The sequence below is a fragment of the Deinococcus marmoris DSM 12784 genome (assembly GCF_000701405.1).
GTDB classification, from domain to species: domain Bacteria; phylum Deinococcota; class Deinococci; order Deinococcales; family Deinococcaceae; genus Deinococcus; species Deinococcus marmoris.
Window position 1 is genome coordinate 1 of record NZ_JNIV01000067.1, and the last position, 24,882, is coordinate 24,882.

The 24,882-nt window shown below is 65.4% G+C and carries 19 protein-coding genes and 1 pseudogene; 7 read left to right on the forward strand and 13 right to left on the reverse strand.

Annotated elements, in window-relative coordinates:
• The 3 genes from Q319_RS0115235 to Q319_RS25660 form a co-directional block, all read left to right on the forward strand.
• Positions 1 to 777: nucleotide sugar dehydrogenase (locus Q319_RS0115235; RefSeq protein WP_156039377.1), on the forward strand; the 777-nt coding region annotated here is incomplete at its 5' end.
• Positions 777 to 1,757, forward strand: coding sequence for a UDP-glucuronic acid decarboxylase family protein (locus Q319_RS0115240; RefSeq protein WP_029483332.1), 981 nt, complete (start codon positions 777 to 779; stop codon positions 1,755 to 1,757). The genes Q319_RS0115235 and Q319_RS0115240, both read left to right, overlap by 1 nt.
• A 62-nt stretch (positions 1,758 to 1,819) precedes the next feature.
• A complete protein-coding gene (locus tag Q319_RS25660) occupies positions 1,820 to 3,010 on the forward strand; it encodes a glycosyltransferase family 4 protein (protein WP_029483333.1) in 1,191 nt (396 codons plus the stop codon).
• Between the two features lie 403 nt (positions 3,011 to 3,413).
• On the opposite strand, the gene Q319_RS24650 is transcribed toward Q319_RS25660, so the two are convergent.
• The 3 genes from Q319_RS24650 to Q319_RS0115260 all read right to left on the reverse strand — a co-directional run bounded on the left by Q319_RS24650 (position 3,414) and on the right by Q319_RS0115260 (position 8,675).
• Entirely contained in the window at positions 3,414 to 5,318 is a 1,905-nt protein-coding gene (locus tag Q319_RS24650; RefSeq protein ID WP_051655442.1) for an NPCBM/NEW2 domain-containing protein, read from the reverse strand.
• A 782-nt stretch (positions 5,319 to 6,100) separates the two neighbouring features.
• Positions 6,101 to 7,798, reverse strand: coding sequence for an adenine deaminase (locus Q319_RS0115255; protein ID WP_029483335.1), 1,698 nt, complete (start codon positions 7,796 to 7,798; stop codon positions 6,101 to 6,103).
• A 55-nt stretch (positions 7,799 to 7,853) separates the two neighbouring features.
• Entirely contained in the window at positions 7,854 to 8,675 is an 822-nt protein-coding gene (locus Q319_RS0115260) for a hypothetical protein (RefSeq protein ID WP_029483336.1), read from the reverse strand.
• Between the two features lie 41 nt (positions 8,676 to 8,716).
• Here Q319_RS0115260 and Q319_RS29145 point away from each other — a divergent pair, with 41 nt between their 5' ends.
• Positions 8,717 to 8,959, forward strand: a complete 243-nt coding sequence (locus tag Q319_RS29145; RefSeq protein ID WP_081846083.1) for an ATP-binding protein — start codon at positions 8,717 to 8,719, stop codon at positions 8,957 to 8,959.
• A gap of 110 nt (positions 8,960 to 9,069) precedes the next feature.
• On the opposite strand, the gene Q319_RS0115265 is transcribed toward Q319_RS29145, so the two are convergent.
• The 4 genes from Q319_RS0115265 to Q319_RS27245 all read right to left on the reverse strand — a co-directional run bounded on the left by Q319_RS0115265 (position 9,070) and on the right by Q319_RS27245 (position 13,506).
• On the reverse strand, positions 9,070 to 10,062 hold the full coding sequence (locus tag Q319_RS0115265; protein ID WP_245619278.1) for a peptidase C39 family protein: 993 nt from the start codon (positions 10,060 to 10,062) through the stop codon (positions 9,070 to 9,072).
• Between the two features lie 120 nt (positions 10,063 to 10,182).
• Complete coding sequence (locus Q319_RS0115270; protein WP_029483338.1) at positions 10,183 to 11,190, reverse strand: alpha/beta hydrolase; 1,008 nt, start codon at positions 11,188 to 11,190, stop codon at positions 10,183 to 10,185.
• A gap of 169 nt (positions 11,191 to 11,359) precedes the next feature.
• The gene (locus tag Q319_RS0115275) at positions 11,360 to 13,048 is read right to left on the reverse strand and encodes a long-chain fatty acid--CoA ligase (protein ID WP_029483339.1); all 1,689 of its coding nucleotides are present in this window, start codon (positions 13,046 to 13,048) and stop codon (positions 11,360 to 11,362) included.
• Positions 13,049 to 13,266: 218 nt separating this feature from the next.
• On the reverse strand, positions 13,267 to 13,506 hold the full coding sequence (locus Q319_RS27245) for a hypothetical protein (protein WP_156039378.1): 240 nt from the start codon (positions 13,504 to 13,506) through the stop codon (positions 13,267 to 13,269).
• A gap of 20 nt (positions 13,507 to 13,526) precedes the next feature.
• Here Q319_RS27245 and Q319_RS0115280 point away from each other — a divergent pair, with 20 nt between their 5' ends.
• A complete protein-coding gene (locus Q319_RS0115280) occupies positions 13,527 to 14,144 on the forward strand; it encodes a VOC family protein (protein WP_029483340.1) in 618 nt (205 codons plus the stop codon).
• Positions 14,145 to 14,220: 76 nt separating this feature from the next.
• Here the strand turns inward: Q319_RS0115280 and Q319_RS0115285 are convergent, their stop codons facing one another.
• The gene (locus tag Q319_RS0115285) at positions 14,221 to 14,856 is read right to left on the reverse strand and encodes a rhomboid family intramembrane serine protease (RefSeq protein WP_034415364.1); all 636 of its coding nucleotides are present in this window, start codon (positions 14,854 to 14,856) and stop codon (positions 14,221 to 14,223) included.
• Between the two features lie 122 nt (positions 14,857 to 14,978).
• Here Q319_RS0115285 and Q319_RS25665 point away from each other — a divergent pair, with 122 nt between their 5' ends.
• The gene (locus tag Q319_RS25665; protein ID WP_029483342.1) at positions 14,979 to 16,115 is read left to right on the forward strand and encodes a GGDEF domain-containing protein; all 1,137 of its coding nucleotides are present in this window, start codon (positions 14,979 to 14,981) and stop codon (positions 16,113 to 16,115) included.
• Here the strand turns inward: Q319_RS25665 and Q319_RS0115295 are convergent.
• The 4 genes from Q319_RS0115295 to Q319_RS0115310 all read right to left on the reverse strand — a co-directional run bounded on the left by Q319_RS0115295 (position 16,112) and on the right by Q319_RS0115310 (position 21,353).
• Positions 16,112 to 17,869, reverse strand: coding sequence for a proline--tRNA ligase (locus tag Q319_RS0115295; RefSeq protein WP_029483343.1), 1,758 nt, complete (start codon positions 17,867 to 17,869; stop codon positions 16,112 to 16,114). The two genes, Q319_RS25665 and Q319_RS0115295, sit on opposite strands and share 4 nt — an antisense overlap.
• A 213-nt stretch (positions 17,870 to 18,082) precedes the next feature.
• Positions 18,083 to 18,970 carry a C39 family peptidase gene (locus Q319_RS0115300; protein WP_029483344.1) on the reverse strand — a complete coding sequence of 296 codons (888 nt, stop codon included), beginning with the start codon at positions 18,968 to 18,970 and terminating at the stop codon, positions 18,083 to 18,085.
• A gap of 153 nt (positions 18,971 to 19,123) precedes the next feature.
• Positions 19,124 to 20,065, reverse strand: coding sequence for a dienelactone hydrolase family protein (locus tag Q319_RS0115305; protein WP_029483345.1), 942 nt, complete (start codon positions 20,063 to 20,065; stop codon positions 19,124 to 19,126).
• A gap of 268 nt (positions 20,066 to 20,333) precedes the next feature.
• Positions 20,334 to 21,353 (reverse strand): aspartate-semialdehyde dehydrogenase, encoded by a 1,020-nt coding sequence (locus Q319_RS0115310; protein WP_029483346.1) that lies wholly within the window; start codon positions 21,351 to 21,353, stop codon positions 20,334 to 20,336.
• A gap of 285 nt (positions 21,354 to 21,638) precedes the next feature.
• Between Q319_RS0115310 and Q319_RS0115315 the strand changes: the two genes are divergently transcribed.
• Positions 21,639 to 24,524: a GAF domain-containing protein gene (locus Q319_RS0115315; protein WP_029483347.1), complete on the forward strand. Its 2,886-nt coding sequence runs from the start codon at positions 21,639 to 21,641 to the stop codon at positions 24,522 to 24,524.
• Positions 24,525 to 24,575: 51 nt separating this feature from the next.
• On the opposite strand, the pseudogene Q319_RS28325 reads toward Q319_RS0115315, so the two are convergent.
• Positions 24,576 to 24,882 (reverse strand): annotated as a pseudogene (locus Q319_RS28325) (hypothetical protein); the annotation flags it as partial.

Sequence of the window (24,882 nt, forward strand, 5' to 3'; positions counted from 1 at the left end):
AGCAGCGCCGAGATGATCAAGTACGCCGCCAACGCCTTTCTGGCCCTCAAGATCAGCTTCGCCAACGAGATTGCCGGGCTGTGCGAGCGGGTGGACGCCGATATCGAGGAAGTGGCGCGCGGCATCGGCAGCGACGCGCGCATCGGGCGGCAGTTCCTGTCGGCTGGGGCGGGCTGGGGCGGCTCGTGCTTTGGTAAAGACACTTCCGCGCTGATCAGCACCGGCGAGGAATACGGCTACGACATGCCCATTCTGCGCGCCGCCGTGGCGGTCAACCAGCGCCAGCGGCAACTGGTGATCGCCAAGCTGCAAAAGCACCTGCACCGGCTTCAGGGCAAGCGCGTGGCCGTGCTGGGCATGGCCTTCAAGCCCAACACCGACGACTTGCGCGACGCCCCGGCCCACGACGCCATTGCCCGCCTGAACGAGTTGGGCGCGACGGTGGTGGCGCATGACCCGGTGGCGATGCCGCGCGCCCGCCGCGAGTGGGGCCACCTCAACTACACCGAGGCCGACTCTGCCGAGGACGCCCTGATCGGCGCAGACGCCGTGATTCTGATGACCGAGTGGAAGGACTACACCGAAATGGATTGGAACGGTGCGGTGCGGACCATGCGCCAGCCGCTGGTGATCGACACCCGCAATGCCCTGCGCGTCGCGCTGCCCACCGCCACGCTGGAGCAGATCGGACGGCGCGGCCAAGGCCAGATGGGCCAGAACCAGATGGGCCAGAATCCGGCCAGCCCCAGCCAGACCGTGGCGCAGGGGATGGAGTGATGACCGCCCCAAAGAATGTCCTGCTCACGGGCAGCGCCGGATTCGTCGGCAGCCACCTGACCGAGCGCCTGCTCGCGGACGGCCACACGGTGATCGGCGTGGACAACTACATCAGCGGGCAGCGGGAAAACACGGCGCTGTTCGCAAATCACCCGAACTTCAAGTTCATCCAGGCAGACGTCAGTGAGGGTATTCCCTACAAGGCCGCCGCGTTTGACGGCCAGACGCTGGACTTCGTGCTGCACTTCGCCAGCCCGGCCAGCCCGCCGCACTACCAGCAGTTCCCCATCGAAACGCTGATGGTGGGCGCGCAGGGCACCCAGAACGCGCTGGAACTGGCGCACGCGCATGGGGCCACGTTTCTGCTGGCCTCTACCTCCGAGGTCTATGGCGATCCACTGGTGCATCCGCAGCCTGAGAGCTACTGGGGCCACGTCAATCCCAACGGCCTGCGGAGCTGCTACGACGAGGCCAAGCGCTACGCCGAGGCCATCACCTTCGCGTACCATCGGCACCACGGCGTGGACACCCGCGTCATCCGCATCTTCAACACCTATGGCCCGCGTATGCGCCCCGACGACGGGCGCGTGGTCACCAATCTGGTGATGCAGGCGCTGGCCGGGGAGGCGCTGACGGTCTACGGCGACGGCCAGCAGACCCGCAGCTTCCAGTACGTGACCGATCTGGTGAACGGCATCGTGGCCCTGATGGGCCTGCCCGAGAGTGAAGTGGTCCACGGCCCGGTCAATCTGGGCAACCCCGACGAGTACACCATCCTGGAGTTCGCGCAGGTGATCCGTGAGTTGATCGAGCCGGGCCTGGAGATCATCCACGAACCGCTGCCCGCCGACGATCCCCGCCAGCGCAAGCCTGATATCTCCCGCGCCCGTGACCTGCTGGGCTGGGCACCGGGGGTGGACCTGCGTGCGGGCCTGACGCGCACGGTGGAGAGCTTCCGCCAGCAGGTGTTGCAGGCGTGACGCCACAGGAAGGTGCCAGAAAAGAGCAGATCCGATCGTCTCCACCCACATCCCGGCGAACGGTGCGTACGGTGGTTCTGATCGACCCGGTGTTCGGGGGGCATCACAGCGGTTACGCTGCGACGCTGGCCAGGGGACTTGTACAGCAGGGTATTCAGGTCCATCTGATCGGCCCCGCCGTTCTGCTGGACGAGGTCTGCCTCGCCGTGCCGCAAATCACAGGCCACGTTCTCTCGCTGCTGCCAGATCATCCAGGCAGTGACCACGAGCGCGTAGATGCGTATGAAGAGCTGGGCCGTGTGCTGCGGGAACAGGCCAACCTGCGTTTTCTGCGCGCCTCCCTGAAGCTGGCGGAGCAGGTGGGTGCGGATACGGCTCATTTTCTGTGGCTGGACGGTTTCGTGGCGACTTTGCTGGCCGTGGCCCTCCAACGGAGCCGCGCCAAACCTGCGATTGCCCTGCGGGGCACGCTGCACAGGGCTTATTTCCTCCAGGAGTTCCAGAGCAAGCCTGCCAGTCAGGCCATTCACCAGGCCATCCTGCGGGCGCTGGGCGTTCTGGGCGTCCGTGTAATAACCCACTCCAGAATGTTGAATCGGCGCATCCAGGCGGGGCGGCTCGATATGGTTGCCCATCCCACCCCCACCTCCCAGACTCCGGTCAAGGAGCTTGAGGCCGCTGGACAGACGGTCCGGCAGCGGCTGGGGATTCCAGCACAGGCCCTGGTCCTGCTGGCCTTTGGCGGGAGCCGCCACGACAAGGGGATTGATCTGGCACTGGAGGCGCTGGCTCTTTTGCCGCCCCATGTGCATCTGTTGGTGGTGGGCAGTATGCATGCTCCCGAGGTCGTCGCTCTGCACGAACGCACCGCGCAGTTGGGTATTGCGGACCGCCTCCATCTGCACCTCAAATTCGTTCCCGACGAGGACGTGGAAGGCTATTTCATGGCCTCTGACGTCTGCCTGTTGCCGTACCGACGTAATTTCTCGGGGCAAAGTGGACCGCTGGGGATCGCGGCGTCGCTGGGCGTGCCCGTGCTGGCCGCCGACGTGGGTGTGCTGGCCGAGATGGTAAACATGTACAGCCTGGGCGCGCTGTTCGCCCCGGAAGACCCAGCGGCGCTGGCGCGTTGCGTGCAGGAATTTGATGTATCCGCCTTTGCCCCCGACACGGCCCGGTTTCAGCAGGACCATTCCCCCCAGGCGTTCGTGGACGCCGTGCTGCAAAGCTACCGGGGCGGGGCGGAGGGCTAGGGTTCCGCCTCACCCCCAGGCGAAGAACGACTTTTCCCCCTCTGTTGATGCAGAGGGCTTTTTTGATTCTCGGCACTTTTCGCAGCAGGGTTTCATCGGCAGAAGGCGATGCTTTTTGAAAACAGGATGAAGCGTCTGCTGAACAGCGGTGGGCTGCCTCTCTCCTGGCTCGATATACGGCAGACTCCTGTTGATAACGTGTCGTGCATCGCTGGAACTCCGCATATGACTTGCAGGGCTGTGCCACGGAAGAGAAGTATCTTCCGTGGTATCGGTTCTCAACACTGTTATAGACGCGCGGTGGACGGGAGATGCGCTGTCCTGGTCTGGGCGCATGATAGGCAGGCTCCAGAAAAAAGCCCCCTCCGAAAGGAGAGGGACTTGGGCGGTGCGGGAGTGGGGATCAGCGTGTGCCGATGACCATTCCGGCGGCTTTGGCGCGGCCTTCCCAGGCGGTGATGGCCTGCGCCAGAAGCAGCGGGTTGACGGCGCGGTTGGCAGCCTGGATGCTGGTGTTGTTGCGTTCCACACCGGCAGTGACGGACCAGTCCCAGCGGGCGTCGGGGTTGCTGGCACTCGGGGTGCCCCAGCCCACGGTGTTGCCCTCGGCGATCACGGTGCTGACGTCGGTGGGGGTCTGGCAGTAGTTGCGCAGGTAGAAGCCGGAGTCGCTGTCGGCGTCCAGCAGGGTGCCGTCGCTCAGCTTGCCCAGCGCCAGCAGGGTGTTGCCGCTGATCTTCTGGTGGTGGCCGCCTGCCACGGCGATACCGTAGTTGCTGGTTTCCAGGACGGTGTTGCCCGTGGCTTCAGTGTACCCGGAGTTGCAGCCGTCGCCCATCATGATGCCGCCGCCGCTGTAGGTGGCGTCGGGGCGGCCCGAGAACGCACCGTTGATCAGGTTGTTGTGAATGCGGATCGGGCTGCTGGGGGTGCCGTTGGAATCGTGGATGTTGATGACGTCCTCGACATGGCTCTGACGGGCGGTGTTCTCCACGCGGTTCCAGGCGATCTCGGCTCCACTGAGGTCACGCATGTTGTTGAGTTGCACGAACTGGACCCGGTAGAACTTGTCCTGGAAGCCGCCGTTGCCGTCGCTGAAGCGGCCCTCGATGTTGCGGGCCAGGTTGTTGCGGATGACGACGGTCATGGGCAGGCCGGTGTTGCCTTTCCAGGTGTTGACGTAGATGCCCGCCGTCTTCTCCATAAAGTTGTTCTCGATCAGCAGGGACGTGATGCCTTCAGCGTTCAGGAAACGTCCAGGAATGCGGCCTGCGTCATTGGGGTTCAGGCCGTAGCCCTTGCAGTTGCGAACCGTCAGATTGGCCCAGCTCCACGCCGCATTGATCAGGTGACCGCGTCCACGCAGCGTGCAGTTTTCCAGAATGACCGGCTCGGAGGTCTTGATCTGGATGACCGGTACGGAAGGATCGTTGCTGAGGTACTCGCCGCTGTAGGTGCCGCCCTTGGTGATCACCAGCGGTCCATTGACGACGATTGGAGCAGGAACAGGAACCGGCGCGGGAACGGGCGCTGGAGCAGGTGCAGGCACTGGTGCGGGCGGCGTGGGAATCGGCGTCGGGGCAGTCGCAGGAGCGACCGGCTTGGCCACGTTGCAGTCCACCAGGATGGCCCCGCCCCAGTTGGCGTGATCGTAGTGGTTGTTGTCGCCTGCGTCGGTCACCATCAGCTTGAGTGCCTTGCGGCCTGCGATGTCGACGTTGACGGTCTTGGCGGCGTCCTTGCCGGTCATCCTCCCGCTGTCGAACAGTTTGACGCCGTCGGCGTACACCTGGAAGACCACGCTGCCCTTATCACCCACCTCGTCGTCGATCCCCACATCGCTGATAAACCGGTTGCACATGCCGCCGACGTTGAAGGTCATCGAAGACTTGGAGTGCGCCCCGAATCCGCTGTCGTACTTCTTGCCGTTCACGCTCATCGTGCGTCCGTCTTTGGCCCCATATCCACCGTTGCTGACATTGCGCTCGGTGGGTCCCCAGCCGTTGCTGGCCGCCGTCCAGGGCGAGTTGCTCAGCATGTTGTTGCCCGTCGCCAGCGATTCCTGGGTCAGCCTGGTCCCCGCTTCCACGTCGGTCCAGGAGCGGTCCGTACCGTCATACACGCTGTCCTGCTCCGTGGTGGGCTGGGCCACACTTTCCTGGGCAGGCCGCGTGGCAACCGGTTCCTGGGGCACGCTGGGACCCGAGCAGGCCGCCAGGATCAGGGGCGCACACCAGACCAGCCAACGCAGGGGACGGGCGGTTTTGGCGAGCGGGGACAGCGGAGCAGTGGGGGCAATGGGGGACATGTGGTTTCTCCTGGGGTGGGCGCACTGTTGGCGGGAAGGGCAAATTCTGACGATCTATAAAAATGGCGTATGGGTCACCGGGGGATGAGGTGTGCTTCTCGGCTGCCATCACGCTACAGATTTGGTCAGACCTTCATCTATGAAATACCCATGAACGAAAAGTCCACATTGCTTAATTTTTAACAGAAAAATCGATAATCACTCAAATTAATGGGTGTATGGGGGGATGGTTATTCCCTTTAAAGACCGTCTAGTCCGAAGTCTGTAAGAGAAATTTAGCGAAGCCGCTATGACTGCCCCTAATCGTTCCACAGCTTTATTTTTCATTGAGTAAGGAGAATGTAAGAATAGTTAGATCTGATGTAATAGGTAAAAATGAAATCTGGTTATAAAATCATAAAAGCGAGCTTTGGTGTTGTATTTAATGAAATAATAATCTTTGTAATTGATTTTGAGAGCTACAATAAATATCCAAAATTATGTACATTTTATGAGAGACATTGGGAATATGAGACTAAAGCGTCCGCTCTCCAGATGTACTTGGAGGGCAGACCTTTTCAGCACTTTGAGCGCTGATGTGTTTTCCCCTGTTACGGTGGGCGCGGCGACAATGCGCGGCGCTGGTAATGCGGGCGCGTACCGAGGGGCAGCCTTGTGGACTGCTGAGGCCATTGCGAAAGAGTCGTCGTGCCGGGCAAAGGCGGCGCATCTTTAGTGGCACAATCGGATGGAATCCACATCAGGAACCCTGGTACTCCGGCCCCGCTTTGATCATGCGCCCTCTAGAAAAGGCTGGATGTAGGTGGCAGCAACTGCCATGCCTCCACATCCAGCAGGCCGCGCGGGGTCAGCTTCAGGGACGGGATCACGCTCAGGCCCAGGAAGCTGAGTGTGGTGACGGGGTAGGGCAGAACGCAGCCCAGGGCGCGGGCGGCGGCGGTGACCTCGCCCAGACGGGCGGCGGCGTGCTGGGGGGGCAGATCGGTCATCAGGCCCGCGTAGGGCAGGGGCAGACTGGCCTGTACCGCGCCGCCGGAGACCACCACCACGCCACCGCCCATGTCGCGCAGCGCCCGTCCCGCCGCCCGCACGTCCTCGTCGCTGCCGCCCAGGAACGCGGCGTTGTGGGCGTCGTGCAAAATGCTGATGGCCAGCGTTCCCCGGCTGCCCATGCCCGTGCCGGAGGTCCAGCACGCCGCCCGGTGGCCGCGCCCGTAACGGTCCGCCACCACCATGCGCGCCCCACCATTCCCCGAATTGGCACTGCCAGGTGCGCCCCGCTCCGTGGTGATCTGGTCCGGGCTGACCCGCATCACCGGCCAGTAGGCGGGAACGTCGAAAGTGGCCGCGTCCCAGTCGGCCCCCAGGTCCACGCCGCCGCCGCCCAGGGGTGGAGTGACCTCGCCGGGCTGCGCTTCTGTGCCACCCATGAACGTTTCCAGCACTTCAAAACCTTTCAGATCGCGCAGCATCACCATGTCGGCGTGATAGCCGGGGGCGATCAAACCGCAGTCGTGCAGGCCCCAGTATTCCGCCGGATTGCAGGTCACGAGTGCTATCGCGTCCGCCGGGTGCAGGCCGCCCGCCACGCAGGTTCGCAGCAGGCGGTCCAGATGGCCCAGTTCCAGCAGTTCATCCACGCTCACGTCGTCGCTGACCAGCATGGCGCGGCGCGGGCGCTCCAGGAGTACGGGCAGCAGAGCGTCCAGATTGCGGGCCGCCGAACCCTCGCGGACCATCAGCCACAGGCCCGCGCGCAGGCGCTCACGGGCTTCTTCCGGGGTGGCGGCCTCGTGGTCCGAGTGCAGCCCCGCCGCCGCGTAAGCCATCAGATCGCGCCCACGAACCCCGGCGGCGTGGCCGTCCATGCGCCCGCCTGCCGCGCGGCCCGCCTCCAGAATGTCCCACACGTCAGGGTCGCCGCCCAGCACGCCGGGGTAATTCATCATCTCGGCCAGCCCCAGCACGCCGGGCACGCGCAGCATCCGGGCGGTTTCCGCCGCTGTGACGTGTGCGCCGCCGTCCTCGAATTGGCTGGCGGGCACGCACGACGGCGCGGAGGCCCAGACGCGCAGCCCCGAAGTGCGTCCGGCCTCCAGCATCCATTCCAGGCCGCGCACGCCCAGCACGTTGACCACCTCGTGCGGCTCAGCCACCACGCCTGTCGTGCCGCGTGGCAGCACGGCCCGCGCAAAGCCCGCCGGAGTCAGCAGGCTGGACTCGATATGGATGTGGCCGTCGATGAAGCCGGGGGCCAGGAACGCGCCGCGTGCATCGATGATCCTCGCCGCCTCAAAATTCATGCCGGTGCCGCCCAGAGCGGCCACCCGCCCATCTGCGATCAGGACATCGGCCTCAAACACCTCGCGCGTGGCGGGCTGCACCACCTGTGCGCCGCGAATCAGCAGATCGCCCGCCTCCTCTCCCCGCGCCACCCGGACCAGACGCTGCCGACTCTGTCGTTCACTTTCAAACTGCATGGGGCAGTCTAGGGGCGCAGGGGTTCAGGCGTCCAACCACCGCCCCTGCCGGACGCTACCCACCCTTGAATCCCTTGAGCAACTTCCCGCGTTCCTCCAGCGCCCGCTGAAACAGGGCCTGCTGCTGCGCCTGCTGGTAGGCGCGGGCGCTGTTCATTCCACTTTTTGGGGCGGGTTGCGTGGCCGTCTTGCTGGGCTTTGGCATGGGCGCAAGCGTTCCGAAACGCCGGGCACGGAACATGCCGGGATGTTCCTCGAACACGGCAGTCACGCCGTCTGGCAGCGCGGCGATGTGCAGGGCGAATGCCTGTTCCTGCGCCAGCTCGGCCTGTTTTGCACCGTCTCCCAGCTCGGTCAGCAGGCGGTCGATCAGGGCAAAAACCTGCGCGGCGTACACCTCCACATCGGCACGGGCGGGCAACTCGCCCCGGTGGATCACGCGGTTGCGGAAGTCCGCGCCCAGCGCGGCGGCAGTCAGAAAGTCCGGCTCCTTTCCCTCTCGCAGCAGGTACGCCAGCGCGAACATGCCCAGTTGCCGCTCGGACTGGCTGGCGACGTGCCGCCATGTGCCCGTCAGTGCCGCCGTCGCCTCGCCAAAATCCGCCGCTGTGTCCGAGGCGCGTTCCAGGGCATACGAACGCACGTAGAACTCGAAAAAGCGTTCCAGCGCCGCCGCGAAACTGGCCACCGCCTCGCGGGCGTAGCCGTCCATCAGGGCGCGGGTGCCCAGATCGAACAGCACCTCGAACTTCTGCTTTCGCACCAGCACGCAGTAGGCGGCCCCGCACCTCGCGCAGTTCAGGTCATGCACGCTGCTGTCGGCGTACTCGGCGCGGTTCTCGCGGCCACAGGTGGGGCAGGTGGTGGGAAAGTCCATGCGTGGGGGCAGTGTAAGGGTGGAGCGGGGACAGGGGCGGGATTGCGCCGTACCGTTCGCCGCATCACACCGTCTGGAATGCCGGATTGAGAGGCGGGGCCGTTGCTCGCTTTCAAAGTGAGGTCAGCCTGAGCCACAGGGGAAGGCCATTTCCTGACGAACCCCCTGAAACGTTTTTTCAGAGTGTCCTGATTTTTCCTTCGTCCAGCACAACTTTGACAGATTGCCGCCATGAATTCCTGCCCGTGCGCCCATCTGGGGAACTGAAAAGGAGTGTCCTCTAAAGTTGTCCGAGCGGACGCGCTCCGCAGACACAACCAGCGGCCTCTTGCGGAATGGGCTGGATATTGTCTCCCGTGTTCCCCGGCTGACCGTGGACGAGTTGACCCTCCGCCTACTCCCCAATCACGTAGCTCAGCCCCCCGCTGTGCGAGAGCCACAGCTTCTCAAAGGCGGCGCGGGGGTAGGTCCGGCGCACTGTTTCGTTGCTGGGCGCGGCAGGATCGTTCAGCACCGGATTGCCCGCCTTATCAAAGCCGATCAACACCATCAAATGCCCGCTGCTGGTGGCAATGGCCGCGCCGGGCAACTCGCCTTTCTTCCAGCCCAGGCTGACGGCAATCGGCACGCCCGCACCCGTGAATTTCTCGGCGGCGGCCAGACTGGGCAGCCGGGTGACGTAGGCACGCATCCCCAGCGCCCCAGCGTAAGCGGCGTTGAAAGACCAGTTGCCGGTGCCGTCGTAGGCGCGGTCATAGGTGGCTTTCGCGGCCTGCGGCACCGTGACATCCACACCACGCGCGGCCAGGATCATGGAGACGCTGGTGGGGCTGCACCACACCTCGCCGCCGTCCGGGTAAATCATCTGCGAACGCTGCGGCACGGTGTTGATCTTGCCCCACGCTGCCCTGTCGCTGGCCTGCCCCAGCCCTGCACTCCGGCGGGCGCGTTCAGAGGTGTTGAAGGCCAGCAGGCGCAACGTGGTCCCCTCGCCACGCAAGGTCACGCGGTACTGGTACGCCGTGGCCTTTTTGCTCAGGCGCAGGGTGTCGGTCATGACTTGCCCGGCGCTGTCCTTCTGGCCGTCCAGGCTGCTGCGGCCTTCCGCGCTACTCCACGTTCCAAAGGAATACCAGCGGGACCACGCCGCCCCTGTCTGCGCCCGGACCTCCACGCTCACGCTGCCTGCGCCGGGTGTGACGGCGTTCCACGACGGCACCAGTTCATCAAAAGCCGGGGCGCTCAGTGGGGCAGAAATCAGCGTGCCACTCATGACGCCCGGAGCCAGTGAGACGGCCTCTGCGTGAAGCTGTGCGCCCTGAACTTCCGCGCCTGCCCAGTCGGCGGCCCGTTCGTGGATGGTGGTGGTGCTGTTGGGATAGGTCATGGTGAGCGCCCCCGCGCCGCTGCTGAGTGCCAGTGTTGAACAACCCAGTGCCAGGAGAAAAGAGTTCCGCATGAATGGGGCGACTATGCCGCCTATGGCGTGGGTGGTGGTGAGGACGCTTCAGCTCTGCATGTACAGAAACGCTTCTGGCAACGCCTCGCGCCACGTCACCCAGTTGTGGCCGCTGGGATATTCGCGATACTGGTGGGGCAGCGCCAGATCAGCGAATAGTCCAGCCATGCGGCGATTCGGCCCGGTCAGCCATTCCAGCACCCCTGTATCCAGACTGGTTTTCAGGTGCGTGGGCGGAGTCTGGCGCAACCCCTCCAGCAGCCATTCCCCGGCCCCGGTGGTGTCGATCACGCCCGCCGAATCTGTGGCCCCAGGTTTAGCGATGAATGCTCCGCTGTGACTCACCACACGGCTGAACAATTCCGGGTGACGGCTCCCCAGATACAGCGAGATCAGCCCGCCCAGACTCGCGCCCCACAGCCCGCGCTCGCTGGCAGTGACCAGTTCGCCCTCCACACGCGGAAACACCTCCTGCGTCAGAAAGTCCAGGTAGCGGTCATTCAGGTAGTACTCCTCGTTGCGGTCTCCCGGCTCCACGAACACCAGGGCTGCGCCCGTCGCCAGTCCAGCCTCCAGCGCGCGGTCCATCACCTCGCCCAGTTTGCCGGTGCGGTAGAAGGCCACGCCGTCCTGCACATAATAAATCGGAGTCGGCGTGCCAGTCGTGTATCCGTGCGGGGTATAGACGATGGCGCGGCGGGTGCCGGGGAAGACGCTGCCCTCCCAGGTCAGGCGCTGGGCCGTTCCCTTCTGCGTGGCTTCGGGGACCAGCCACAGCGGATGCCGCGCGTAATCGCCCACCACAGCCGCACGCGGGTAGGGCCACCACGGATTCAGGGACTTCTGGGCGTTGTCGGGGTCCGCGAATGCCTCGCCCGCCGCGTCCAGCCAGGCGTATTCCACCCATGCGCCGCGCGGCAGGGTCAGCGTGATGGGCTGCCCCGCCATCACGGGCAAAGGCTCCTGCTTGCGCCAGTCGGTAAAGTCCCCCACAAGAGCCACTGCGCCGGGTGGGGGGCTGAAGGTCACGAGTTGCCCGGAGACGGAAACGGCCATAGGAGGGATTCTACGTTTTAGAAGGCGGGAGAGGCCCCAGTTCCACACTGCTGGGTCTGGACTGAACAACGTGGGGAAGTTCAAGAGGAGCAGCTCATCCAGAGACAGTGAGAGCGCCGCCCTCCTGATGTGGGGGCGGCGCTGCTCATTCAAAATTTACGGCGTCAATTTACTCCGGCTGCTCGGCCCGCTGCGGCGAGTTGCCCGCCGAGTAGCCCCGATATTCCTCGCGCAATTCGCGTTTCAGGAACTTGCCGGTTGCGCCGATGGGGATGCTGTCGGTCAGCACGGTGGCGTCGGGCAGCCAGAACTTGGCGAAATGGGGTTCCAGCAATTCAATCAACTGCTGATGGGTCACGCTCTGGCCGGGGCGGGGGACCACCACGGCCAGCGGGCGCTCGTCCCACTTGGGATCGTCCATGGCGATCACGGCGCACTGCGCCACGGCGGGGTGGGCCATGATGGCGTTTTCTAGGTCCACGCTGCTGATCCACTCGCCGCCGGACTTGATCAGGTCCTTGCTGCGGTCCTGAATGTGCATGTAGCCGCGCGCGTCCAGTGTGGAAATGTCCCCGGTGTCAAACCACAGCTCGCCGTCCAGCTCAAAGAAATTGTCCTGGCCCGCGCCCTTGTAGTAGCTGTTGGCGATCCACGGGCCGCGCGCGATCAGGTTGCCCATCGTCTTGCCGTCGTGGGGCAGGCGTTTGCGGTCCCCGTCCACGATGTCCAGCATGACCAGCGGCACGGTGCGGCCCTGCTTGGCCCGCAGCTTGAAGCCCTCGTCGCTGTTGGCATCCACATCAAACGGCACGCCGCTGGCCGTTCCCAGCGGGTGCGTCTCGGTCATGCCCCAGGCTTGCAACATGCTCAGGCCGTGGTTGTTCTGAAAGGCGCGCAGCATGGATTCCGGCGCGGCGCTGCCGCCCACGATCAGGCGCTCCAGCCCCTCCAGCCTGTACGCTTCCCCGGCTTCCTTGGCGCGGTCCAATTCGCCCAGCAGGCCCATCCAGATCGTCGGCACGCCCGCTGTGATGGTCACCCCCTCATCCTGAAGCAGCGTGGCGACGCTTCTGCCGTCGCTGAAGACCCCGGCAAAGACCTGTTTCGCGCCGTACATGGCGCAGGTGTAGGGCAGACCCCAGGCGTTGACGTGGAACATCGGCACGATGGGCAGCACGCTGTCGGCCTCGCCCACGTTCAGGGCGTCCTTGGGGGCGCTGACCAGCGAGTGCAGCACGGTGGAGCGGTGGGTATAGATCACGCCTTTGGGGTTCCCGGTGGTGCCGGAGGTGTAGCACATGGCAGCCGCGTCGTTCTCGTCCAGACGTGGGTAGCGGGGCAGCGGTTCCGCGCCCATCACGAAGGTGTCGTAGTCGTGGATGCCGGGCATCGCCTGCGGCAGCGGCCCCATCACGATGATGTGTTCCAGTTTGGGACAGGCGGCCTTGAGGGCCGGGATCATGGCTGCGAAGACATTCTCAATCATCAGCACGCGGTCTTCCGCGTCGTTCAGGATCCAGGCCACCTGCTCGGGGTGCAGGCGGATGTTGACCGTGTGCAGCACCAGACCCGCGCTGGGCACGCCCAGATACGCCTCCAGATGCCGGAACGAGTTGACGGCCAGCGTCGCCACCCGGTCTCCCTTTTGCAGGCCCAGGCCCAGTAGACCGCCTGCCAGCCGCAGTGAACGGTCCGCCACCTCGCCGTAGCTGATGCGGTGCTTTTTTGGAATGGGGTTGCCCGCCTCGTCGCGGCCCGCCGCCAGCAGGCTGACCACCTCGCGGTTTTTGTACTGCCCGCGAATGCGCTCCAGAATGGTGGGAACCGTCAGTTGAACGTCCATCATGTTGCCTTGCATAGTCGTGCCTCCGTGCAGAGATAGGGGGATGAGAAAAGCGGTGGCGGCCTGTGGCGGCCACCCGGTCTGAAAACGTCGGTGTTTGGGCCGAGTATAGAGATTGCCGGGCGCGGGAGGCGGAGTGCCGCATGCATTCTTCTGAAATGCAGGCGTGGGCAGACGAAAAAACCCGCCATGGACGGCGGGATTCTTTTCGGGTAGGTAAGGGTTTACCTGTTTTATCTGCGCGGCGTGTCCCGCCCCTCTTTTTCCGGCCTCGGCGGCTGGGCGTGCGCCCCACCCCGCAGTGGGCGCGGCCCGGCGGGGACCAGCACGCCCACACCGTCATCCTGATCGTCACGCGGCGGAGTCCGTGTGTCCCGGCGAAATAGCCCCGCAAGCCAGCGGCCCAGACCCATACTCCAGTTCATGCCCCAGCGTGCGCGGGGGTGGGGCGGGCGTTCAAGACGGCGAATCACGATTTGCGTATGCTGCGCCCATGTCTGCCACCCTGGATCATCTGGTCATCGCCGCCCGCACGCTTGAGGAGGGCCGCGCGTGGCTGGAAGGCCGCCTGGACCTGCCCATGCAGGATGGCGGAAAACACGAGACGTTCGGTACCCACAACGCGCTGCTGTCGCTGGGGCCGGACTGCTATCTGGAGGTCATCGCCATTGATCCCGGTGCCCCTGCCCCGACTCGCCCGCGCTGGTTTGGGCTGGACACGCCGGAGATGAAAGCTCGGTTGGAAGACGGCCCGGCGCTGATCCACTGGGTGGCGGCGGTGGAAACGCTGACGGCTGGGCCGGAAGTGCTGGATCTCTCACGCGGCGAGAACCGCTGGACATTGACCGTGCCGAAAGACGGCGGGCTGCCCATGAACGGCGTCGCCCCCTCCCGCCTCGTGTGGCACACCCCGCCGCCCCCTGCCCGCCTGACCGATGTAGGCGTGCGGCTGGGCGGCCTGCGCCTGGGCAGTCCCACGCCGGACGCCCTGCGCGCCGTGCTGGACACCCTCAATTTTGTGGGCGAGGTGGAAGTCTATGAAGCTCCGCAGGCCGAATTGCGGGCGGTGCTGGAAACGCCGAACGGGCTGGTGACGCTGGGGGAGTGGTGATTGCCCCTTTCGAGGGCGGTCTGACTGTCAAACCGTCTGAAGGTCAAACGGCCAGCTTCCCTCTGCGGTTTGATGGTTAGACTTTCAGACCGTTAGACGGCCTCTTCGGTCTGCGCCCATGCAGCAGCGCTGCTGCCAGCAAACCCGCCAGAAAACCGAACAGGTGGGCTTCCCAGGACACCGCCGGATTGCCCGGCAGCACGCCCCAGATGATGCTGCCGTAGAGCACGGCGGCCACCACGGCCACGCCAATCGCGGCAGGGGTGCGCTCCCACCAGCCCACGCCCAGCAGGTAGGCCAGATACCCGAAGATCAGTTCGCTGGCCCCCAGATGCACGCTGCCGCCGCGTGCCAGCAGCCACACCAGCCCGCCGCCCACCACCGCTATCACCAGCGTGACCGCCACAAAGCGCCCCACGCCGCGCACCGCGCTCATGAAGGCCAGCACCGCCAGCGGCACGGTGTTGGCGATCAGGTGCGGAAAGCCGTAGTGCAGGAAGGGCGCGGTCAGCACATGCCAGAAGGTGCCGGGCACGCGCGGCTTGATGCCGTAATAGTCCAGCCCGCCGCCGAAGCCGAACAGGTCCACGATTTCCTGCACCCAGACCAGCGAGATCAGTGCGGCAGTGGTCCATAGCGCGGGGCCGATCTGCGGCCTGCCCGGTGCAAGTGGGGATTGTGGACGGCGAGTGGGGGGCGGGGGCGATCTCATGTCCACAGTCTGCGGGATGCGGGCATGAGGTGCAGTGGAGCGGAAGCGGCAAACCGATGGTGCTGGTCCCACGCCTGGACTGTCAGGGACTGGCAAGAGCGAATTGGCTATGCTGGAGAGGCATGGACCCACAAGCCGATCTCCATCTGCCAAACCGTGATCCCTACGGAGAGGCGGTCCGGCGGCGGCTGTATATCGGCGCGGTGGTCTGCGGCATGGCGCTGCTGCTGTTTGGCGTCGTCATGCAGCGAACGCTGAATCTGCGCGAACCCTACCTGCAATACGTCGCTCCATTCCTGCTGGGATTGAGCGTGCTGAATCTGTGGTGGCTGCTCAGCCGCCGGGCGCTGATCGTCACCGAGGTGGCCTCCGTCGTCGTGCTGGCCGCCGCGAGTATCGCCCACATCGTGCTGGTTAGCCTGAGCGCCGCCGCGATGCCGGGGGCCTATCCCAACAGCGGGCCGTACTGGGCAGTGATGGGCGTCTGCGTACTGGCTTTCCTGGCCCTGCCGCCGCGCCGCGCCACTCCCTTCAACCTGAGTTATCTGTCCCTGAGCCTGCTGCTGCCGTGGCTGCTGCCCGCCACCTACGCCGCGTCGACCACTCCCGGTCTGGTGCGGGTGCAGCTCAATGCCGTGATGGTGTTCCTGCTGGTCTGGGGCCTGTCGTGGTTCCGTGCCCAGTACGCCACGCAGACCCAGGCCCAGGAACTGCTGCGCCAGATGGCGTTCACGGACGCCCTGACTGGCCTGCCCAACCGCCACGCCGTCTACCCGGCAGTCGAGGCCCTGCTCCGGGCCGCGGCGCATGGGCAGACCGGTTCGCTGTTTCTGATCGATCTGGACCATTTCAAGCGGATCAATGACCGCCACGGCCACGGCGTGGGTGACGAGGTGCTGGTGGCGGCGGGGCAGGTGCTGCGAAACTGCGCCACCGAGGCTGGTGCGCCGCCGCCCACGGTGGGCCGCTGGGGAGGAGAGGAATTTATCGTGGTGATGCCGGGCACCCCCCCTGAGCGCGCCGGGGTCCGTGCCGAACATCTGCTGGCCGAATTCCGCGCCTGGAACTGGCCGCAACACCTTCAGGTGACGGTCAGCATCGGCTCCAGCAGCGTCCCGGGCAGGCGAGGATTTCAGCGGCCTGCTGGCCCGTGCCGACGCTGCCCTGTACGCGGCCAAGTCCTCTGGCCGGGACCGGGCCGTCGTACAGGGCGAGGCGGAACTGGAAGGCTCTCTGGTGTTCTGATGCACGGGTGCTAAGGCTGGCTCAAACGGGTCTGAAGGTACTGTGTGACCTCGCCCAGCCCCACTTCCTGAACCTCACCCCCACGCCGCTCCCTGACTTCTGCCGTTCCCCCGGCCACCCCGCGCCCCAGTGTGACGCGCCAGGGAATGCCCGTCAGGTCGGCGTCTGCGAATTTGACGCCCGCGCGCAGGGGACGGTCATCCAGAAGGACATCTATGCCAGCGGCCTGAAGGGCGGCATACAGCGTTTCAGCAGCCTGGACCTGAGCGGCGTCTTTCATGTCCACCACGGTCAGGATGACCCCATGTGGGGCGATAAGGGCGGGCCAGACCAGACCGCATTCATCCGCAAATTGCTCGGCCAGCGCCGCTGCCAGCCGGGTCACGCCTAGGCCGTAGCAGCCCATCGTGGGCGTCTGCGGGGTGCCGTCTGCCGCCGTGAAGGTCATCTCCAGGGCCGCCGTGTAGCGTGTGCCGAGTTGGAAGATGTGGCCGACCTCTATGCCGCGCGCCGAGATCAATGGCTGGACTGGATCGTGCAGGGACGCCTCGCCCGCCTGTGCCTGCCGCAGATCGGCCACTTCGGGCAGCGGGAATTGATCGCCCCAATTCGCGCCGACTACATGCCAGTCGGTTTTATTCGCGCCTGTGGTGAAGTTCCGCAACGCCGCCGCCGCCCCGTCGCACAGCCGCAGGAACGGGCCGTCTGCGCTGTCCGGCAGGTCGGGGGCGATGTAGCCCAGCGGCAGATTCCCGGCCCACTGCTCTGTATCGGCCACCTCCAGCGCGGTCAGCGTTCCATCCATCCGCGCGGACACGGCATTCCATAGCTTGACCGGATTGACGCCGTGATCCCCGCGCAGGCTGACCAGCACAGGCCGGATAGAGGTCTGATCACCGTTCAGAGCTTCGGCCTCGTACAGCACGTTTTTAATCATGTGTGCGGGTTCGCAGCCCAGCACGGCGCACGCACTCGCCACGGTGGGCGTGCCGGGCGTGTGGCGGCGCTTGGTGGTCTGGAACGGGCTGGCCGGGGCCGGGTGGGCGCGTGAGACGGCCTGCTCCGCGTTCGCCGTGTACAGCCCGTCGGCGGTAGACAGCAGCGTGTCCTCGCCCACGTCCGAGAGCAGCAGGTATTCGCGGCTCCCGGTCCCGCCGATCATGCCGCTGTCGGCCTGTGCCGCGCGCCAGTCCGCGCCCAGCCGGGTCAGGATGCGGGCGTAGGCGTCGCCCATGACCTCAAAGGTCCGGGCCAGATCCTCGGCTGTGGCGTGAAAGCTGTAGCCGTCCTTCATCACGAATTCGCGCGTTCGCAGCAGCCCGGCGCGGGGCCTCAGCTCATCGCGGAACTTGCGCCCGATCTGATACACGCTCAGGGGCAGATCGCGGTAACTGCCCACCAGCTCTTTTGCTACCGCCACGGCGACTTCCTCGTGTGTGGGGGCCAGCGCCAGTTCACGCCCGCCCCGGTCCGTCACGGCGAACATGATCCCCTCGGCGCGGGTGTAGGCGTCCCAGCGCCCGGACTGCCGCCACAGCGCGGCGGGTTGCAGCAGCGGAAAGCTGACCTCCTGCGCCGCGCCGTCCAGCTCATGGCGAATGAGTGTTTCCAGTCTGTGCAGCACGCGAGTCATGGGCGGCAGCATGGCGTACAGGCCGCTGCCCAGTTGACGGATGAATCCGGCGCGCAGCAGCATTTCCGTGCCGCGCGTGTCGGCGTCAGACGGCGTTTCCCGCCGCGTGACGAACGGGCCTTGTGATAGGCGCATCTCTTGTCTCCCTTCTGAATTGTAAAAACGGCGGGTCAGGCGTCACAGAAGACGCGTCCGGCAAAATGACGTTTTTACACCCCAGAGGGCGGCGGGCGCACGGGCAGGCCCGCACCAACACGCAGCAGACCGCTGGGCCGCTGCATGTGGGGGACCGTCTGCCCGCTCATGGCGCAGAGAGTACAGGCTGGGCCAGGGGCGGGTCAAGCAGGTTCAGTCGCCCAACGCCTGACCCGCCAGATCGCGGAACTTTTGCAACTCCTTGCTTTTGGGCCAGGCGTCCAGCGCGCGTTCGGTGATCTGAAGCGTCCTGGTGTACCAGCCCGCCTGCGTCCACGCCTCGAAGGCTTCCTGGCGGTACAGGTAATAGATGGTCGGCACGCCCAGATTCACCGCGCGGTCAAACTGCCCAGCCGCCGTCTCGGCGTCGCCCAGGCGCAGGGTGGCCTTGGCCAGCCCCCACCACGCGTAGGGATCGCTGGGCCGCGCTTTGACCTGCTGCTCGCCCAGTTGCCGGGCATTTCGCCAGTTGGCCGCAACATTGAAATTTTCGCCCATCGCCGCGCGGACCTCACCCTCTCTGGCAGGCGGGTAGGCCACCAGATACTCGCCGTTGTAAAAGCGCCACAGCTCGGTCATCTCGGCGTTACTCAGGCGCAGGGACGGGCCGCGCAGGGGATCGCTCAGGAGAAACGAACCGCTGCTGTAGCCGTACACCGTGCGGAAGTGTGCCACGTTGCTGCCCGGTTTCAAACGCTGCTGGACCACCACCGGAAAGCCGCGCGACACCAGTTCGCGCAGCACGTCGGCGTCGCCCGCGTACCGAATGACACTCCTTAAGCCGAAGCGCCCCAGGTAGGCGGCCAGTTCCAGGCTGCTGACCTGCGGATCGCCGGGATAGTCCTTCATGGCTGCTGCCGCCGATGCCTGCGTCACGCGGGTGCCGTGGTAGCCCAGCACGGTCAGGGCGGTGACCGGGGCGCAGTTGTCCGGTCCCTGGTACTCATGGCGAATGTTCTGGAGATTGGCGCTGGCGGGGGCCGCAGCGGCGCTGGCGGTCAGGGTCAGGCCCGCCAGGAGGAGGAAAAAGGTGCGCGACATGCATCATTGTGGATCAGGCAGGCGCAGCTATCTGTCTGCCAGCTTCATTTAATGTTGAGCGATGCTTGCGAATCGGCTGAAGGTATGCGGCGTCTCCCACACAGCTATGGGCCAGAAGCCCAAGCTTCCGGCCCAAGCTCCAGACAGGCTGGTTTACGCCTTCAGGTACTTGTCAAACCACGCCAGGGTCTGTGCCCAGGCGTCATCGGCGGCAGCCTTGACATAATTGCCACCGGTATCGTTGTTGAAGGCGTGGCCCGCGCCGTCGTAAATCTTGATCCCGTAGGTGGTTCCCGCCGTCTTGAGCGCCGTTTCCAGCGCCGGGATGCCCGCGTTGATCCGCGTGTCGGTGCCGCCGTAGATGCCCAGCACTGCCGCCTTGATGTCCGGCACCCTGGCTGCGTCCGGCGCGGGACCGTAAAAGGGCACGGCAGCCTTCAGTTCCGGCAGTGCCGTGGACAAACGCCAGGTCAGGCCACCGCCGAAGCAGAAGCCCACCGCGCCCAGGCCCTGCACCCCTGGCTGGGCTTTCAGGACTTTTGCCGCCTCCAGCAGATTCGCGATGTGTTCGTCGCCGGGGGTCTGTGCCAGATAGCTCGAAACCTGCGCGGTGTCGATGTACTGCTGGGTGCCGCCGATCTTGGACACCAGATCGGGGGCCATCGCGATATACCCCGCCTTCGCCAGACGGCGCGCGATGTCCTGAATGTGCGGTTGCAAGCCCTTGTTCTCGTGGATGACGATCACGCCGGGTGCGGGGGCATTGCCAGCCGGGCGGGCCAGATACGCCAGATTGGTGAAGCCATTGGCCTCGTAAGCGACGGGCTTGACAGAAATCGCCGGGTCACGCGGATCAACCATGCCCGCACCCTTGGCCGGGTCAGGCTGGGGCGGGGCGGTCTGGGCGCTCGCCAGTTCGGCAGACGTTATTCCTGCAATCCCCAGAGAGGTCAGAAGCACGCGCGCTCCGATCACGCCGCCGCCCAGCAGGGTCATGCGGCGCAGGAACTCGCGGCGCTGCAACTCGCCCTCGTGGTAGTCCTCTGCAAATTCCTCAACGACGTAGCGGAACAGATCCTGACGGTCTTCAGCCATGTGCAAGTCCTCCTGACAGTGGGCGGGCCGCAGCCCTGGGCGGGAATAGACACTTCGCTGGATAGCGGAAGTGGCGACGCTGGACGGGACACAATGACGTTAAACGATCTATCTCAAAGTTACCACGCCTTATCGGTTGCATTCTGTGCGCGGGCCTCAAATTCTGGAGTTGGTGGTAAGCATCCGGCCCAGGTGTTCTGGCGGGGAAATCCAGTGCTGCCAGACGAAAAAGCCCTCTCTGTAGCGAGAGGGCCAGGGGGACGGGTTCCTACGCCCGCTGCTTTTCCTTCAATGCCCCATGTTCCTGCAAATACTCTGCGATCTGCACGGCGTTCAGGGCCGCGCCCTTGAGCAGTTGATCCCCGGCCACGAACAGGTCGATGCCGCCGTCGAACACCAGACTCGCGCGGATGCGGCCCACCTCCACGTCGTACTTGCCGCTGGCGGTCAGGGGCATGGGGTACACCTTGCCTTCGGGGTCGTCGCGCACTTCCACCCCGGCAGAGCGGGACAGCAGTTCGCGCACGGCTTCCGGTGTGGCGGGCCGCTCCAGCTCCAGCGTGATCGCCTCGCTGTGCGTCCGCAGGGTGGGAATCCGTACCGCCGTGCAACTGATCTTCAGAGACTCGTCCCCGATGATCTTGCGGGTTTCCCAGGCCACCTTCATCTCTTCTTTGGTGTAGCCGTTGTCCTGAAAGGCGTCGATGTGCGGGATCACGTTGAAGGGAATCGGATGCGAGAAGACCTCGTGCCCCGCCTCCTTGCCGTGCAGGACCATGTGGGTCTGGGTCAGCAGTTCGTCCATGCCCTTCTGGCCCGCGCCGCTGGTGGCCTGATAGGTGGAGACGATCATGCGCTTCACGCCGTACTCGCGGTGGATGGGGGCTACGGCCAGCACCGCGACGGCGGTGGTGCAATTCGGGTTGGCGATGATGCCCCTGTGGTGCAGCGCGGCCTCGCCGTTCACTTCCGGCACCACCAGCGGCACCTCCGGGTCATAGCGGAAGGCGCTGGAGTTGTCGATCACAACCGCGCCCCCGGCCACCCATGCTGGGGCCTTTTCCTTGCTGATCGCCCCGCCCGCCGAGGCCAGGATCACGTCGGCGTCGATTGCGCCTTCGGGGGTGACCTGCACGGTCAATTCCTGGCCCTTGAATGTCAGTTTGCTGCCCGCCGAACGCGGCGAGGCGAACAGCAGCAGTTCGTCAAACTTCAGGCTGCTTTTCTCCAGTACCTGCATCAACTCGTGTCCAACGGCTCCGGTGGCTCCCACAATGGCTACGCGCATCTTTGGTCTCCTTGAAACAAACAGTGCTGAAAAAAAGGCCGCCACGCGGTCTGCGGGCGGCTGGGTGAAACAGGCCGCCGCTACGGAGTCATGGTAATGAAAACGGCGCGGCTCATGCACGCAGGGTAGGCGCTGGCCGAGGATGGGTCAAGCGGGCTGGCTAGGCCGGAGGAGGGGTCCGGGTAGAGGCGGCGGCGCTGTTCTCCCCCTGTGCGGTGGGCAGATGCGAGAATGAGGTTGCCGAAGTCTTTTTGCTACAGGCCTATTTAGCTCATTCTCCCACCCATGACCCCCCTGCCCCCCACCCTCGCCGCTGCCCAGACCGCCCGCGCTTTTGCCTCGGCGCTGGCCCAGTACGCCTGTCAGGTCACGGCGGCGCACGGCGTTCAGGTCTGGGTGGCCGAAGGGGAGGCGGGCCGCCTGGAAGCGCTGGCCCAGGAGGGGCGCGGCCTGGGCCTCAGCGACGGCACGCTGGCCCGGCGGGCGCTGGACGGCGGCGCTGTATTGGAAAACGGAATACTGGAGGAAGGCATGCTGGTCTGTCTTCCCTTCGGCCACGGAGTCCTGGAATTCGTGGGGGCCAGCCCGGAGGGAATCGCGGAACTGTCGGCGCTGGTGCCGCTGCTGACGCTGGCCCTGGAAGGCGTGCAGGCCCGCGAGGCCCGGCGTGGGCGCGGGCGCGTGGCCGAAACGGTGGAAGCCCTGGTGCGCCGTCTGGCGGGCAGCCTGGATCTGGCCGAGGTGCTGACCCGCACGGCCCAGAGCGCGGCCCAGGCGCTGGGCTTTTCCCGCGCATTCGTGGCCCTGTTCAACGAGTTTGGCGAGGGCGGGGCCAGAACCGGAGACGTGTTCTCGCACGGCTTTGACGAGACGTTCACCGGGGGCGTGGGTGTTGGCCCGGTCAGCCTGGAAACGCTGATCCGCCGGGGTGAGGCGATCCGCTTTGAACGCGCTAGGGACGCCGATTCGCCGCTGGCACAGGGTCTGCTGGAATTGAACCCCGAAGCTGCCGTTATTGCCCCCCTCAGCGCGCGGGGACAGCCGCTGGGGGTGCTGTACGTGGACAGCCGCAGACCCGGCGCAACCGCCACCGACGATGACGCCCGCCTGGTGCTGGCGCTGGCCGAGCAGGCATCTCTGGCAATCGACAATGCCCGCCTCTACGGCATAGAAACCCGCAAACGCGAGGCCGCCGAGGCGCTGCGCGAGGCCGGGGCGGCGCTGGCGGGCAGCCTTCACCTGGGGGATACGCTGGCGCGCGTGCTGGAGCGGGCCATGCCCCTGTTCCGCGCCGACGCCGCCGCCATTTACGAGGCCCAGCCGGACGGGCGCACCCTGAGCATCCGCAGCGCCGTGGGCCTCCCCAGCGAGTACGTGCTGCGGGTGCGCGCCAAGATGGGCGCGGGCGTGACCGGGCGGGCCGCCCAGCGCCGCGAGCCGGTGGCCGCCCACGATCTGGCAAACGCCAATTACGGCGGTGGTAGCCGCTATACCCGCCAGTTGCTGGCCCAGAACCGCTACCCGTACAAGGGCGTGCTGGGCCTGCCGCTGATCACCCGCGCCGGGGTGTTTGGCACCCTGACGCTGTACTGGGAAGCGCCGTTGCCGCTGGACGACGACGATCTGGCGCTGGCCGGGGTCTTTGCCGCGCAGGCGTCCCTGGCCGTGGAAAACGCCCGTCTGTACGAGGAAGAACTGCGCCGCGAACGTGAGGCCGCCGTGCTGCTGAACGTGGGCCGCCTGCTGGGCGAGAGTCAGGACGACGACGCGCTGGCCGGAGCCGTGCGCCTGACCACCCTGGCCCTGAATGCCGGACGTGGTCTGATCGCCCTAACCGACGACGCGGGCGAGCCAGTGCGCTGCGCCACGTTCAACCTGTATCCGCCCACACTGGAAGAATTGGCCTCGTTGAAAGCCCAACTCGGACGCGGCCCCCGCCCACTGCCGCGCCGCGCCTGCCTTCCCGTGGCAGGTAGTGGGCTGATCGTGCCACTGGGCGACGAGGCCCACCCGCTGGGATTCTTATACGCGGACGATCCCAGCCCCGAAGCCCCTGGAGATCACGTCCTGCAACTGGCCCGCAGCGTGGCTGATCAAATGGCGCAAACCCTGATCCGCGTGCGGCTGCTCTCCGCCCTGGAGCGTGAGGAAGCCCGTTACCGCCAACTGGCCGAGGGTGCGCATGACCTGATCCTCAGCGCGGATGCGGGCGGCACCGTGACTTACGCCAACCCCGCCGCCTCCCGGTTGCTGGAACCGTTGACCGGGCCACTGGTGGGGGAGAGGCTGCTGACACTGTCCACGCCCGCCACCCGTGACGCCCTGAGCGCTGCCTGGGACGCTGCCCGCACCCGCAATGCCGGGGGCCGCGCCGAGATTGGAATTGGTCCCTACCGCCTGGAGGTGCGCCTGAGCGCCGTTGAGGCTGGCCCGGATTCCGGCGTGCTGCTCGTGGCCCGTGACCTCTCGGAACTCCAGACCCTGGCCGACGAGATCACCCGGCGTGGGCAGGCGCTGGAGGCCGCCACCTCGCGCCAATCCGAGTTGCGAACCTACCTCTCCCTGTTTACTCAGGCGCAGGAGGAGGAGCGCAAACGCATCAGCCGCGAACTGCACGACGACACCGCCCAGGTGCTGACCGCCTCGGGCCGCCGGGTGGCCAGGCTGGCGCGCGAGCTGAGCGGTGAGCAGCGAGAACGCGCCGACGACATCCTGGCCGATCTGAACGCCGCCTTGGATAGCGTGCGCCGCTTTGCCCGCAATCTGCGCCCCAGCGTGCTGGACGATCTGGGGCTGCTACCCGCGCTGGAATGGCTGGCGGGACAGGCCCAGACGCCCACCCGTCTGGAGGTGGGCGGCCAGGACCGCCGCCTGAACGCGGCCACCGAGCTGACCATTTTCCGGCTGGCGCAGGAGGCGCTGAACAACGTGGACAAGCACGCCGGGGCGGGCAGCGCCGCCATCCGCGTGATCTTCGGGGAGGGCGGCGTGGACGTGGTCATCAGCGACGATGGCCAGGGCTTCACGCCCCAGCAGGCCGAGGCCCGCGCCCAGGAGGGCCATCTGGGTTTAACTGGCCTGCGCGAGCGCGTCGCTCTGGCCGGGGGAGAATTGAATGTGGACAGCGGGCCGGGACAGGGGACGGTGTTGCGGTTTGGGTTGCCGGGATAGAGTTAGAGATATTCTCTGACTGGCAAGATGGCGTATAACTTATAACTGACCTTACGCGGCAGAGTTTTGAAAATTCTCGGATTGCTGCCTCAGCCTTTGTAATTCCTCGTATGAAGTTTTAAGAGCGGCGATATACATCTTTGTTCGCATCGCAAAGTGATTTTCCTTGCGGATGATTTTCAATTTTTCCAGCTTGATATGTCCGTAGAATGAACAGAGAATGTGTTTGATCTGACATGCAGGTGTACTGGCAGGCGACTTCCCAAGAGAGGCATTTTGCTTGAGTGATTTGTGAAATTCTTCTACGGGCCATCGTTTCTGATAGATCGCAAGGGTTTCATTTGCGGTCAGACTGCTG